At 74.4% G+C, this 12,993-nt stretch carries 10 protein-coding genes; 7 read left to right on the forward strand and 3 right to left on the reverse strand.

Going from position 1 to position 12,993, the window contains the following annotated elements; translation table 11 throughout:
- Nucleotides 1-76 precede the first annotated feature (76 nt).
- The 4 genes from PLE19_10985 to ispD are packed head-to-tail and all read left to right on the forward strand — an operon-like array spanning nt 77 to nt 5,026.
- Nucleotides 77-1,963: a sigma 54-interacting transcriptional regulator gene (locus PLE19_10985; GenBank protein ID HPD15468.1), complete on the forward strand. Its 1,887-nt coding sequence runs from the start codon at nt 77-79 to the stop codon at nt 1,961-1,963.
- 16 nt (nt 1,964-1,979) lie between these two features.
- The gene (locus PLE19_10990) at nt 1,980-3,341 is read left to right on the forward strand and encodes a protein kinase (GenBank protein HPD15469.1); all 1,362 of its coding nucleotides are present in this window, start codon (nt 1,980-1,982) and stop codon (nt 3,339-3,341) included.
- Nucleotides 3,342-3,344: 3 nt separating this feature from the next.
- Nucleotides 3,345-4,355, forward strand: a complete 1,011-nt coding sequence (locus PLE19_10995; protein ID HPD15470.1) for a PIN/TRAM domain-containing protein — start codon at nt 3,345-3,347, stop codon at nt 4,353-4,355.
- Entirely contained in the window at nt 4,352-5,026 is a 675-nt protein-coding gene (ispD, locus tag PLE19_11000; protein ID HPD15471.1) for a 2-C-methyl-D-erythritol 4-phosphate cytidylyltransferase, read from the forward strand. The genes PLE19_10995 and ispD overlap by 4 nt, the downstream gene beginning before the upstream one ends.
- Here the strand turns inward: ispD and PLE19_11005 are convergent.
- Complete coding sequence (locus PLE19_11005; protein ID HPD15472.1) at nt 5,015-5,797, reverse strand: TatD family hydrolase; 783 nt, start codon at nt 5,795-5,797, stop codon at nt 5,015-5,017. The genes ispD and PLE19_11005 overlap by 12 nt on opposite strands.
- Nucleotides 5,798-5,975: 178 nt before the next feature.
- Between PLE19_11005 and PLE19_11010 the strand changes: the two genes are divergently transcribed.
- Both PLE19_11010 and PLE19_11015 read left to right on the forward strand, forming a co-directional pair.
- Nucleotides 5,976-6,701, forward strand: a complete 726-nt coding sequence (locus PLE19_11010; protein HPD15473.1) for a type III pantothenate kinase — start codon at nt 5,976-5,978, stop codon at nt 6,699-6,701.
- The gene (locus tag PLE19_11015; protein HPD15474.1) at nt 6,698-7,849 is read left to right on the forward strand and encodes a 50S ribosome-binding GTPase; all 1,152 of its coding nucleotides are present in this window, start codon (nt 6,698-6,700) and stop codon (nt 7,847-7,849) included. The genes PLE19_11010 and PLE19_11015 overlap by 4 nt, the downstream gene beginning before the upstream one ends.
- Nucleotides 7,850-7,870: 21 nt before the next feature.
- Here the strand turns inward: PLE19_11015 and PLE19_11020 are convergent, their stop codons facing one another.
- Nucleotides 7,871-9,076 carry a hypothetical protein gene (locus tag PLE19_11020; protein ID HPD15475.1) on the reverse strand — a complete coding sequence of 402 codons (1,206 nt, stop codon included), beginning with the start codon at nt 9,074-9,076 and terminating at the stop codon, nt 7,871-7,873.
- 150 nt (nt 9,077-9,226) lie between these two features.
- Between PLE19_11020 and PLE19_11025 the strand changes: the two genes are divergently transcribed.
- On the forward strand, nt 9,227-9,988 hold the full coding sequence (locus PLE19_11025) for a 3-oxoacyl-ACP reductase family protein (GenBank protein ID HPD15476.1): 762 nt from the start codon (nt 9,227-9,229) through the stop codon (nt 9,986-9,988).
- A gap of 155 nt (nt 9,989-10,143) precedes the next feature.
- Here the strand turns inward: PLE19_11025 and PLE19_11030 are convergent, their stop codons facing one another.
- The gene (locus PLE19_11030) at nt 10,144-12,630 is read right to left on the reverse strand and encodes a hypothetical protein (protein HPD15477.1); all 2,487 of its coding nucleotides are present in this window, start codon (nt 12,628-12,630) and stop codon (nt 10,144-10,146) included.
- Between the last annotated feature and the right edge of the window lie 363 nt (nt 12,631-12,993).

Below are 12,993 nucleotides of genomic sequence, written 5' to 3' on the forward strand. Positions count from 1 at the left end.
GAATGGGGATGCCCTGCTCTGCTCTGCCATCCATCCACCCATCCACTCATCCAGGCATCCGCTCTGAGGTCCGAGCATGGCCAAGCTGATCGTCCAGTCGGGGCCCCACCGCGGCGCCGTCTACGAGCTGGGCAGCGAGCCGATGACCCTCGGGCGCGACCTCGCCTGCGACATCCAGGTGCCCGACGAAAAGGTCTCGCGCCGCCACGCGCGCCTCGCCCGCGAGGGCGACCACTGGACCCTGGCCGACCTGGGCAGCCGCAACGGCACGCTGGTGAACGGCGCGAGGGTGGACACGCGCACCCTGATGCCGCTCGACGAGGTCCGGGTGGGCGACACCGCGCTGCTCTTCGTGGCCGACGACGAGGGCCGCGCCGAGCTGCCGCCCGAGGACCCCTCGTGGGTCCGCCCCACCATCGCCGACACGGTGCTGGGCGACCGCCTGAAGCTCCTCACGCGCGGCCAGGTGGCCCACGCGCGGGACGAGCTGGCGCGCGTCAACGACGGGCTGATCACGCTCTTCCGCTACTCGACCGCCGCCGCGCAGGCGCAGGCCGTCGCGCAGCTCCTCAACGCCCTGGTGGACGCCGCGCAGGAGGCCCTCGCACCCGACCGCGTCGTGCCGATCCTGGCGGACCCGGCCAGCGGCGAGCGGCGCCCGTGGCTGCGCAAGGCGTCGGCCTTCGACCGCCGCCTCGCCGAGGTGCCCGTGAGCCGCTCGATCATCGAATTCGCCTTCCGAGAGCGCCTTTCGGTCCTCAGCCACGCGCCGGCCGACGACGAGCGCTTCCGCCACAGCCCCAGCATCCAGCTCAACCGCATCGCCACAGCCATGTGCGTGCCGCTGCGCAGCGGCGACGACCTGCTCGGGGCCGTCTATGCCGACCGCCTCGGCGACGCCGCACCGTTCACCCGCACCGACCTCGAGCTGCTCACGGCCCTGGCCCTGCCCACGGTGGTGGCCCTCCAGAACCTCCGCAGCGCCGAGGCCCTGCGCCGCGAGTGCCAGGCCCTCGAGCGCGCGGCGCGCGCCGAGTGCCAGATCATCGGCGACAGCCCGGGCGTGCGCGGGGTCCTCGACTTCATCGAGAAGGCGGCGCCGCTCGACTCCGGCGTGCTGCTCCTCGGCGAGAGCGGCACGGGCAAGGAACTGGTGGCCCGCGCCATCCACTACTCCGGCCCCCGCGCCAAGGGGCCCTTCGAGGCCGTCAATTGCGCCGCCCTCCCCGACACGCTGCTCGAGAGCGAGCTGTTCGGCCACGTGAAGGGCGCCTTCACCGGCGCCCTCGAGGAGCGCCCCGGGCGCTTCGAGCTGGCCCGCGACGGCACGCTCTTCCTCGACGAAGTCGCCGAGCTGCCCCCCGCCAGCCAGGCCAAGCTCCTGCGGGTGCTCGAGGCCGGCGAGTTCCGCCGCGTGGGCGACGTGCGCGACCGCGCCTCCAACGCCCGAGTGATCGCCGCCACCAACCAGGACCTCGAGCGCCGCGTGGCCGAGGGGCGGTTCCGCCAGGACCTCTTCTACCGCCTCAACGTCCTCACCTGCGCGCTGCCGCCGCTGCGCGAGCGACGCGAGGACCTGGACGCCCTGTGCGCGCACTTTCTCGACCAGTTCTGCCGCAAGTGCGGCCGCCGGCGGCCCGAGTTCACCGACGCGGCACGCCAGGCCCTGCGCGCGCATCCCTGGCCCGGCAACGTGCGCGAGCTGCGCAACGTCCTCGAGCGCGTCGTCGCCCTCTGCGACAAGCCGGTGGTGGACGCCGCCGACCTGCTCCTCGGGCCGGCCGTCCCCCCCGCCGCGCCCGCCGCGCCCGACCCGCGGGCCTCTCTCGAACAGGTCGAGCGCGAGCACATCGAGCGCGTGCTCCGCCACACCGGCGGCAACAAGAAGGAGGCTGCGCGCATCCTCAACATAGACCGCTCGACCCTCTACGCCAAGCTCAAGGCCTACGACCTCAACCTCTAGGCGCAACGGCACGGACATGGAACCCCAGGCCGCCCCGCAACCGCACCAGCTCGGCATCTACCTCGTGCAGCGCCTGCTCGGGCGTGGCGGCATGGGCACCGTGTACCTGGCCCTGGACCCCACGCTCCAGCGCCCCGTGGCCCTCAAGGTGCTCGCCCCCGAGCTGGCCGCCGACCCCGAGTTCGTCGCCCGCTTCCACCGCGAGGCCACCTCGCTCGCGCGCATCCGCCACCCCAACCTCGTGCACATCTACGCCGTGGGCCACGACGCGGGACGCCACTTCATCGCCATGGAGTACCTCCGGGGCCTCACCGTGGCCGACCTCGTGCGCCAGCGCGGCCCCCTCGCGCCGCCCGAAGCCGTGCGCCTCCTGGGCCAGGTGCTCGCGGCCCTCGACAAGGTGCACGCCGCCGGCATCGTGCACCGCGACCTCAAGCCCGCCAACATCATCGTGGACGAGGATCAGCGCGCGATCCTCACCGACTTCGGCCTGGCCAAGTCGCGCCACGACCACACGGTGACCACGGGCAACACCCTGCTCGGCACCCCCGAGTACATGGCCCCCGAGCTGGCCGAAGGGGCCGAGGCCGACTTCCGGACCGACGTCTACGCCCTGGGCGTGATCCTCTTCGAGCTGGTCACGGGCCGTGTGCCCTATCGCGGCCCCTCGGCCATCGCCACGCTGCGCCAGCACGTCGAGAGGCCCACGCCGTCCGCCGCCGAGCTTGTGCCCGGGCTGCCGCCGGCGCTCAACGCCGCCATCGCCCGCGCCATGGCCAAGCGGCCCGAGGCGCGCTACCCGCACGTGCGCGCCTTCGCCGCCGACCTGGTGGGCACCGTGGCCACCTACGAGCTGGCCGAGCTCGCCGGCCGCGCGCGCGGGGGCGCCGCCACCGCACCGCCGGGCGCCACGGCCGCCCTGGCCTCGCCCACGACGCCCACGGTCGCCGCGCATCTGCTGCCCGGCGCCCCCACGGTGCCTCTGCCGGAGACGGCACCCTCGGCGGCCGCCGTCGCGAGCGACGCGCCCTCGACCGCCACCGTGGCGAGCGACGCCTCGGAGCCGCCGACCGATGCCACCCTGCGGGTGCGCCGCCCGCGGGCCTGGCAGCGGCTGGCCGCTGTGGGCGCCGGCGTGCTGCTGGGCGCGGCCCTCGCGATGCTCGCGCTGCGTCTCTATCACCGGGCCGGCGGGCCGCCCGCGCCCCGGGCCTCACAGACCGTGTTCCTCGTCACCGCGCGCGGGCGCGCGCCCGTGACCGGCCGCCTGCTGAGGGTCGAGGGCGAGGCGGGCCTCGTGGCGGTGAAGACCGCCGAGGGCGTGGTCGAGATCCCCTACCGCGACGTGTTGAAGCTCGAACCCCTGGTCGGGAGATAGCCGATGGCCTTCTGGGCTCTCCGCGCGTTCTTCCTGCTCGTGTGCGCCGGGGCGGGTTGGCAGGCGGCCCGCCTGGCCGAGTTCGACACCTACTGGGGCATCCTGCTCGGCGTCACCATGTTCATCATCATCCTGGTGCTCGAGGCCCTCTTCACCGGCAAGGAGGCGCTGGCCGACCTGCTGGCCGTGGTGTTCGGCATCACCGTGGGCATCCTGCTCGCCATCCTGGCTATTAATATCACCACGCTCATGCTGCCGCCCCAGGTGGCCGACGACCCGCAGGCCGCGCAGAAGACCGCCGCCATCCGCATCATCCTCACCGCCATGCTCTGCTACCTGTGCACCATGATCATCTTCCGCACCCGCGACCGCTTCCGCTTCGTCATCCCCTACGTCGAGTTCAAGATGCAGCGCAAGGGCCCGCGCGCCCTGCTGCTCGACACGAGCACCCTCATTGACGGGCGGGTGATCGAGCTCTCGCGCACCGGCGTTTTCGAGAGCCCGCTCTACATTCCCGGCTTCGTGCTCGAGGAGCTCCAGAAGGTGGCCGACTCGGGCGACCGCCTCAAGCGCGCGCGCGGCCAGCGGGGCCTCAACCTCGTGAACCAGCTCCAACGCGCCCGCGAGGCCGACATCTCGATCTACGAGACGCCCGACGGCTCGGACGAGCCGGTGGACAGCCGCCTCATCCAGCTCGCGCGCGAGCTGGACGCGCAGATCTGCACCACCGACGCCAACCTGAGCCGCGTGGCCCGGGCCCAGGGCGTCAAGGTGCTCAACCTCCACGAGCTGGCCACGGCGTTGCGCCCCTCGGTCACGCGCGGCGAGGTGCTCTCGGTGCCGCTCGTGCGCCGCGGCGAGGAGCCGAAACAGGCCGTCGGCTTCCTCGACGACGGCACCATGATCGTCGTGGAGGACGCGGCGGACCGGATCGGCCGCGAGGTGACCATCGAGGTCGTGCGCTACCTCCAGCGCAGCTCGGGCCGTATCATCTTCGGAAGGCTCGTGTCGTGACCCGCTTCGCCCTGCTTCTTCCCGCGGCAGGTCTCGGCGCGCGGATGGGCGGCCGCAAGACGCTGCTCGCCCTGGCCGGCCGGCCGATCCTGCGCCACACGCTCGAGCGCTTCGCGCCCTTCCGCGGGCAGATCTGCCAGACGATCGTCGTGGCCCATCCCGCCGACCTCTCGGCCATCGAGCGGGAGTGCCCCGGCGCCTGCGTGGTGGCCGGCGGCGCCCGGCGGCAGGATTCGGTGGCCGCGGGCCTCGCCCGCGTGGCGCCCGAGGCCGACCTGGTGGCGATCCACGACGCTGTACGCCCCTTCGTCGCCTCTGCCGCCATTGCCGCCGCCCTCGAGGCCGCCGAGAGGGTCGGAGCGGCCATCGTCGCCACACCCATGAAGCCCACCGTCAAACGCGTGGCGGAGGGCCTCATCGCCGCGACGGTGGACCGCCACGGCTTGTGGTGCGCGCAGACGCCGCAGGTCTTCCGCCGCCCGCTTCTCCTCGAGGCGTGCGCCGCCGCGCAGCGCGAGGGCGCCGAGGTCACCGACGACGCGCAGCTCGTCGAGCGTCTCGGCCATCCCGTGGCCGTCGTGCCCGGCTCCGACCTCAACCTGAAGATCACCACGCCCGAGGACCTCGCGCTGGCCGAGGCGATTCTCGCGCGCGGGCTGTTACCCGGGTAGGGCGAAGAGGGCGCGGGCGTTGGCCGTCGTGGCCGCCGCCACTGCGTCCAGCGGCCTCCCGAGCACCGCTGCGAGGCGCTCCGCCACGAGACGCACGTGGGCCGGCTCGTTGCGGCCCCGCAGCGGGCGGGGCGTGAGGTAGGGCGAGTCGGTCTCCACGACCAGCCGGTCGAGCGGCAGCCCGGCCACGACCTGCCGGAGGGCCTCCTCGCGGGGAAACGTGAGGCTGCCGCCGAGGCCCAGGTGCAGCCCCAGGTCGAGGGCCCGCCGGGCCGTCGCCGCGTCGCCCAGAAAGCAGTGCATCACGCCTCGGGCCGGCGCGCCCAGCTCGGCCGACACGATGTCGAGGCAGTTGGCATAGGCGTCGCGGCAGTGGATGACCACGGGCAGGGCCAGCTCCTTCGCCAGCGCGAGATGGCGGGCGAACACGCGGCGCTGCACGTCGCGCGGGCTCAGGTCGCGGAAGTAGTCGAGCCCGCACTCGCCGACGGCCACGACGCGGGGGCTGGCGGCCAGGCGCCGCCACTCGGCCCATGTGGCCTCGGTGTAGGCCGCCGCGTCGTGCGGGTGGCCGCCCACTGTGGCGAAGACCCTCGGGTGCCGCCCCGCCAGCTCGATGGCGAGGCGGCTCGTCGCCTCATCGGCGCCCACGTCCACCACGGCTGCCACTCCCGCCTCGCAGGCGCGGGCCAGCACCGCCTCGGCCTCGCCGCGCGTCTGCCACGCGTCGAGGTGGGCGTGGGAGTCAATCAGCATGGGTGTGTCGGTCATTGGCTTCCCTCTCACGCTTCTCCCGTATCACGTTTGCCCGCCGCCGTCAACCGCGGGGGCCGCCGGACCTCCCGCGGGCTCCAAACCCGCGGGAGGTTGACGGCGCCATCCGCGCGTGACAGGGCGCGGGCAAGGCGCTAGAATGAGGGCGAACTCCGTGCCTCTCAGGAGATGGCCCGTGCTGCTCGTGGCCAGCGTGGGAAACACCAACCTCCGCCTCGGCGTGTTCGAGGCCGGCGACGAGCCGGGCCTCGTGCGCGTGGCGCCGGCGGACCGCCCGGACCGCCTCGGCCCGCTCGACGGCCCCGCGGAGGCGCTGGTGATCGGCTCGGTGAACCCCGCGGCGGCGGCCCGGCTGCGCGAGTGGGCGCGCGAGCGCCTCGGCTGCCCTGTCCTCGAGCTCCGAGCCGAGCTGCCCGTGCCGATGCGCTTCGCGTGCGCGGACCCGAGCCACATCGGGGCCGACCGCGTGGCGAATGCCCTCGCGCTGCACCGCCGCACGGGCCGCGGCGGCATCGCGGTGGACTTCGGCACGGCGCTGAACCTGGCCGTGGTGTCGCCCGACGGGGAGTTCGTGGGCGGCGCGATTGCGCCCGGCCTCGCCATGTCGGCCCGCGCGCTCCACGGCGACACGGCGCTCCTGCCGCTGGTGGACCCTTCCGCCGCCGCGCCGTCGCTGAGCTGCCGCACCGAGGACGCCATCGCCGCCGGCCTGCTCTGGGGCCTGGCGGGAATGGCGGACCGCCTGATCGAGCGCCTGGGCGAGCGGTGGCCCGACTGCCCGGTGCTCGCCACGGGCGGCGATGCGCCGGCCCTGGTGCCCCTTTGCCGCCGCGTGCACGCCCTTGCGCCGCACCTGACCCTCGAGGGTCTGCGCCACGCCTACCTTCAGCGACCCCGATGAGCGCCCCACGCCCTACGCCCACCGTCGCCGCCATTCTCACGCCGCTCGGCCAGGGCGGCATCGCGATTCTCCACGTCGCCGGGCCGCGGGCCTTCGAGCTGGCTGCCGCCCTTTTCCGCCCGAAGAGCGGCGGGGCCGCGGCTCCCGACGCCCGCCGGCTGTTCTACGGCCATGTGGTGGACGACGGCGAGGTGGTGGACGAGGTGCTCGTGCGGCTGGTGCCCGGGGCTGCGGCCGGCGAGGACCGCGTGGAGGTGAACTGTCACGGCGGCCTGGTGGCCGTGCAGCGGGTGCTCGAGTGCTTCACACGGCGCGGGGCCCGGGCCGTGGAGCCGCAGGCCCTTGTGCGGCGGACCGCGCGCGGCCCCCTCGAGGCCGAGGCGGCCGAGGCGCTCGAGCAGGCGGCCACGCCGCTGGGCGTCGAGGTGCTGCTCGACCAGCTCGGCGGGGCACTGGAGCGCGCCGTGCGCGCGCTGCCCTGGGAGCGGCCGGCCGACGCGGCGGCGGCCCTCCGCGCGCTCCTGGCCACCGAGCGCCTCGGGCGCGCGCTCTGGCAGCCGCTCGGCGTGGCTCTCGTGGGCCCGGTCAACGCCGGCAAGTCCTCGCTCTTCAATGCGCTGGCCCGCGAGGACCGGATGATCGTGTCGCCCACGCCGGGCACTACTCGCGACGCCGTGAGCGCCCTGGTCGCCGTCGGCGGGCTGCCCGTGCGGCTCACCGACACGGCGGGCGAGCGCGAGCCGGCCTGCGCCATCGAGCGCGAGGCGATCGCCCGCGCCCGCGCCGCCGCGGCCGAGGCCGACCTCGCGGTGCTCGTGCTCGACGGCTCCGCGGCGCAGGAGCCGCCGCGCCCGCTGGTGGATGCGGCGGGTCTGGTGGCGCTCAACAAGTGCGACCTGGGCCTCGCGCCCTGGACCAGGGCGCTGCCCGACGCTCTGGCCGTCTCGGCGATGAGAGGGGATGGACTCGATGCGTTGGCCGGCCGTATCGTGGGAACGCTGGTTGGCGAGGCGGCCCATGAGCCGGGCCGGGCCGTCGTGTTCACCGGGCGCCAGGGCCGTCTGCTGGGCGAGGCCCTGGCCCGGGCCGAGGCGGGCGAGATGGATGCTGCACGGCGCGCGGCCGAGCGGGTGTGCTCCAGGGGGTAGGTGCCCCGCCGCGGGCCGCGGCTACTCTTTCTTCGGCTCGGGCGGCGTTTGCTGGCAGGCGGTGAGTTCGGCCTCGTCGGCGGCCACCTGGGCGCCGAGCGCCTTCGCGGCTTCCAGTTGCTCTTTCGCCGCCTCGAAGTGGCCGACTTCCATGAGCAGCCGCGCCACGGCCAGGCGGTGCTTCGCGTCGTCCTTGCTGCCGGCGGCGAGGGCCAGGCGGGCGGCGCCGGTGGGGCCGAGACGTTCCCAGGGGATCTTCTCCTCGCCCTTGTCGGTGATGGCGTGGAGGTTCTCCTGGTCGGCGATGGTGAGCTCGCCGGGCAGGCCGGGCACGCCCATCGAGCGTTTGCTCAGGCGCGGCGAGGCGTTGATGATCCGCTCGATGATCTTCTTTTTCAGGGCGAGCAGGGCCTGGATGCGCTCGATCCGCCGCGCGAGCGCCTCCTGGTACTGGGCGCGGTCGAACTTCAGCTTCCGGGCCTCGGCCAGCGCGTCGTCGAAGCGCCAGCTCGGCAGGATCGCGTTCACCGCGGCGATCGAGCGGGCGTAGTGGGCCGCGGCCTCGGCGTCTTCACGCTCGGCCAGAAGCTTGAGCTCCTCCTTCGCGGGCGCGGTGAACTCGTCGCGGCCGAAGCTGGCGATGATGCTCTCGAGGGCTTTGCGGGCCTCGGGGAAGCGGCCGGCGGCGGCGTGGTCGCTGGCTTCGGCCATCTTGGCCTTGAAGGCGCGGTTGGCGCGGCGGCGCAGCTCGACCAGCTCGGGGTCGGCCCGCAGGCGCAGCTCCTCGTCGTCGTAGCGGTCGAGCACGTGCTCGAGGGCGCCGATGGCGTCGCCCCAGCGGTTCTGGCCGAGGTAGAGCTCCACGCGGCGTTTCGCGGCCTCGTACTCCTTGTCTATGCGCTCGCGCAGCGTGCCGCGGCTGGGCGTGTCGGGGGTGTCGGGCCGCTCGTACTCTTTGCGGATCTGCTCGATCTCGGCCTCGCTGAGCACGGCCGAGGTGGGCTTGGCGGCCGCCTTGGGCCGCACGGGGGCGGCGGTGCTGAACCTGGTGGGCGGCCGCACGGCGTGGCGCGCGCTGCGGGCGACAAGCAGGTACACGAGCGCGAACATCCCGACGACGGCGAGAATGGAGAGCCAGATGGCGAGCTTGGCGCCGGCCGAGTAGGTTTCGCGCTCGATCTCGATGCGCCGCGGGCGCGGCGCCGAGGGCTTGCCCGATGCGTCCATGCGTCCGTGCCTCCTCAGCTTCGGTCTCCCCCGAACGCGCCCCATTCTAGCGCCGCGCGGCGGCTTGTCAACGTCCTTGACTCGCCCCCTCGAAAACCCTAAGGTGGGAGCGGGAGGCCCATGGTTTCCTGCTCGGGGGTTTCGGCCATGCTGACGGTGGATCTTGCGGGGAAGAAGGCGCTGGTGACGGGCGCGAGCACGGGCATCGGGCGGGCGATTGCCGTGGCCCTCGCGCGCAACGGGGCCGACGTGGCGGTGAACTACTGCTCGAGCCGCGCGGCGGCCGAGGAGGCGGGCCGCGAGATCCGCGCCCTGGGGCGCCGGTGCCCCGTCATCCAGGCCGACGTGGCGTCGAGGGCCGAGGTGGCGCGTCTTTTCGCCGAGGTCGAGGCCGCCTTCGGCCCCAAGCTCGATATTCTGATCAACAACGCCGGCGGCCTCATCAGCCGCGAGTTGATCGCGGTGATGAGGGAAGAGACGTTCGACCGCGTGGTCGCGGTGAACTTCAAGAGCGTGTTCCTGTGCTCGCAGGCGGCCATGCCGCGGCTGGCGGACGGCACGGGACGCGTGATCAACATTTCGAGCGTGGCCGCGCGCAACGGGGGCGGGCCGGGGGCGAGCGTCTACGCCGCCAGCAAGGCCGCCGTGAGCTGCTTCACCAAGAACCTGGCCAAGGAGCTGGCCCCGCGCGGCATCACGGCCAACGGCATCGCGCCCGGCGTCCTGGCTACGCCGTTCCACGAGAAGTACTCCACGCCCGAGCTGATGCAGCGTTTCGCCGCCAACACGCCGCTGGGGCACAACGGCGTGGCCGAGGACTGCGTGGGCGCGGCCCTCTTCCTCGTGTCGCCCGAGGCCAGCTTCGTCACGGGCGAGATGATCGAGGTCAACGGCGGCATGCTGATGGACTGACGGGGCGGCGTCCCTTCGGGTTGCGGCGGCAGCGGAGCGCCTGCCGCGTTGCGTCTCCTCAGCGATGCGCTCCGTAGCATCGCCTGCGGAGCCGCGCCTTGCATCCGCCCCGCTGGCGCCGGCAACGCAGCCCACGGGGATTCTCGGACAGGCTCCTAAGGCTTTCGCCACACCAGCTCGATTTCGTGGACGATGAAGAGGCACTGCTGCTGCGGCTCGGCGGCGGCGAAGATGCCCAGGACCACCTCCTGCGGCGCCGGGTTGAGGGCGTCGAAGGGGATCGGCTGGCCCACGGCTCGGCCATTGAGGAACACGTCGAGGGCATCTGGCGCGCGGGCGCTCAGGCCCAGGCCCAGCCGCAGCCGCTCGACGGCCACGGTGCCGGGCAGGTCGGCCCAGGGCGTGGGCGGCTGGCCGCCCCGGAGGATGCGGTAGGCCAGGCCGCGGGTCACCTGCGGCTGCCGCGTGGTGCGGAGCGCCACCTGGAGGATGCTCTGCCCGACGCCGAGCTGAAGGCCCACGGCGGCGTCGTTGGTCAGCGGCGCCACGGCGCCGATCTCGAGGCGCGCGAAGTGGCGGGCCGGCCCCTCGTTGGCCGGCGCGGCGAGCGGCACGGTGCACACGACGGCCCGCTCGTTGGCGGCCGCGGCGGCGCCCTCGAAGCGCAACTCGCCCGCGCGGACCTCGGGCGCCGGGCTGCCCTGGCCCGTGGCGGTCCAGCCTTCGGGCAGCCGGGCCGCGCCGGCCGCGCCCAGGGCCACGCGGGTGACGGCCTCGCCGCGCGCGGCGGCCAGCCGCTCGAGGGCGGCGGCGGCGTACCGCGCGGCATCGGGCGCGTCGGTCGCGCGCTCGGCGCGGCGCAGGCGCTCCTCGGCCAGCGTCGCGTCGCCCTCCGCGTGGGCCACGTAGGCGGAGGCGGCGAGCGCGTAGGCGCTGGGCGCGCCTCCGGCGGCAACGGCCCTGTCGAGCAGCCCGCCGGCCTCCCGGAGGCCCTCGGGCGCCCGCATCAGCAGCACGGCCAGGCACACGAGGTCGAGGGGGTCGGGGCGGGGCAGGCGGGCCAGCTCGCGGAAGGTCGCGGCGGCGGCCGGCAGCCTGCCGGCGGCCGCGTGGCAGGCCGCAAGGCCGCGAAGCGGCTGCGGGTCGCCGGGCGCGAGCAGGCGGGCGTCGCCGAAGGCCTCGGCGGCGCCCTGCGCGTTGCCCGCCGCGAGCAGGCCGCGCCCCAGGCCGCCGGCCGCGTAGCGGCAGGCGGGGTCGAGGGCGCGCGCCCGACGATAGGCGGCGACGGCGGCCTGGGCCTCGCCCAGGCGCTCGCGGACGTAGCCTGCGGCCAGCCAGTAACCCACCGAGCGCTCCGGCGGCGGCGCAATGGCGTCGAGGAGCTTGCGCGCCTCGTCGCCGCGGCCGAGGGCGGCGCAGGCGAGAGCCGCGTTGGCCGCGGCAATCGTATGGTGCGGGGCCGCGGCGCGGCAGGCCTCGAACTGCGCCAGCGCCGCCTCGTGCTCGCCGGCGTTGAAGAGGAGTGCGCCGAGGTTGTTGCGGGCGCTGGCCGGCGGCGCGGGACTCTCGACGACCTTGCGGAGCGCGGCCAGGGCCGCCTCGGAGCGGCCGGCGAGAAGGTCGGCGAGGGCCTGGGCATTGCGGGCCGCGGGGTCGTCGGGGGCGGCCTCGAGCAGACGCTGGAGCAGGGCCTCGGCCTCGGCGGCGCGCCCGCCAAGCAGGCGGGCCTCGGCCGCCAGGCGCAGGAGCCGCCGCGCCGCGGCGGCGGCCGGCACGGGGACCCGTTCGGGGGCGGCGTCCGGGGCCGCCTTGACCGCGAGCAGGAAGCCGCGGGTGAAGTGGTCGGCGGCCTGATAGAACAGGCCCATCTCGAGGCAGCGCTGGCCGAGTCGCTCGCGCACCTCGGGCGTGTCGGCGCCGCCCGCCGCGGCGGCCAGCAGCAGCGCCGCCTCGGCATCGCGCTGGCCCTGCGCGAGATAGAGATCGGCCAGCTTCAGGCGGGCGGCGAGATGGCGCGGGTCGAGTTCGAGGGCGCGCTTCAGCTCGGCTTCGGCCTCGGGCAACAGGTCGCCGTCCAGGCAATCCTGCGCGAGCGCCAGGTGGGCCTCGGCGCTGGCGCCCGCCTGCTGCGACCGCTCGCGGACCACGAGCTGCACGGTGTTGGCCTGGCGCTGGAAAGTCACGAGGTCGGCGATGCGGAGCGGGTTCCTGGGGTGGGCGATGCCGCGGGTGTCGCGGAACCAGATCATCCCGTCGCGCTCGTCGGTGATCGTGCCCTCGAGCGGCTTGGGGTCGGCGGGCCCCTGCACGATGTCGTGGGGCCGGGCCTTCAGGGTGGTGAGGTTGCCGCTCTTGAGCGCGGGGGCCTGCGGCTCGGCCACCATCACGAGCAGGGCGCCGTGGGCCATCGCCGCGGGAGCCCCATAGAGCGAGGGCTCGGGGTCCGCGGGCGGCGGGCCGGGGGGCGCCAGGGGCGGCACCGGCGGCAGCGGCAGCTCGGCCTTGGCTGCGGCCTCGGCCGGCGGCTTGGGGGGCGCCTCCGCCTCGGCGGCCACGACGCTTGTGGCGGCCAGCCATAAGGCTGCAACGCAGGCCGCGAACCGACGGGGCAGGATGAGGCACTGGCTCGCAGGGCAGCGCATGGCGCAACTCCTGGCGCAGGAGGCAGGGGAGCGGCTCCGCGTGGGCGCGGCGGGATTATAGCGCGCCCCGGGCGGGAGATCAAAGCCCATGACGATCGCGTGGGGCGGTTGCGATATGAACTCTGGCCTTCGCCAGGAACACTCACTGCGCCTGCAACCGACCAGCAAGCTCCCCCGACGTTTCCAATACGTTTCCCTCGTCCCCACGCTCGGCTCCTTATTCCTCGTCCCTACGCTCTGCGTGGGGACGGCTTCTTGGCCGCTCCGCGGCCTCTTCTTCCTCCCGCGGGTTGCGAACCCGCGGGAGGTTGGAGGCCTCATCTTACCCTCCCGAAGGTATTGGAGCCTTCGGGAGGGTGGCCC

The organism is Planctomycetota bacterium (assembly GCA_035384565.1).
Classification (GTDB): Bacteria; Planctomycetota; PUPC01; order DSUN01; family DSUN01; genus DAOOIT01.

Excerpts from the sequence above, each read along its gene's own strand:
- PLE19_10985 (HPD15468.1), top strand. The coding sequence starts at position 77 with ATGGCCAAGCTGATCGTCCAGTCGGGGCCCCACCGCGGCGCCGTCTAC.
- PLE19_10990 (HPD15469.1), top strand. The coding sequence starts at position 1,980 with ATGGAACCCCAGGCCGCCCCGCAACCGCACCAGCTCGGCATCTACCTC.
- PLE19_10995 (HPD15470.1), top strand. The coding sequence starts at position 3,345 with ATGGCCTTCTGGGCTCTCCGCGCGTTCTTCCTGCTCGTGTGCGCCGGG.
- PLE19_11005 (HPD15472.1), bottom strand. The coding sequence starts at position 5,797 with ATGACCGACACACCCATGCTGATTGACTCCCACGCCCACCTCGACGCG.
- PLE19_11015 (HPD15474.1), top strand. The coding sequence starts at position 6,698 with ATGAGCGCCCCACGCCCTACGCCCACCGTCGCCGCCATTCTCACGCCG.
- PLE19_11020 (HPD15475.1), bottom strand. The coding sequence starts at position 9,076 with ATGGACGCATCGGGCAAGCCCTCGGCGCCGCGCCCGCGGCGCATCGAG.
- PLE19_11030 (HPD15477.1), bottom strand. The coding sequence starts at position 12,630 with ATGCGCTGCCCTGCGAGCCAGTGCCTCATCCTGCCCCGTCGGTTCGCG.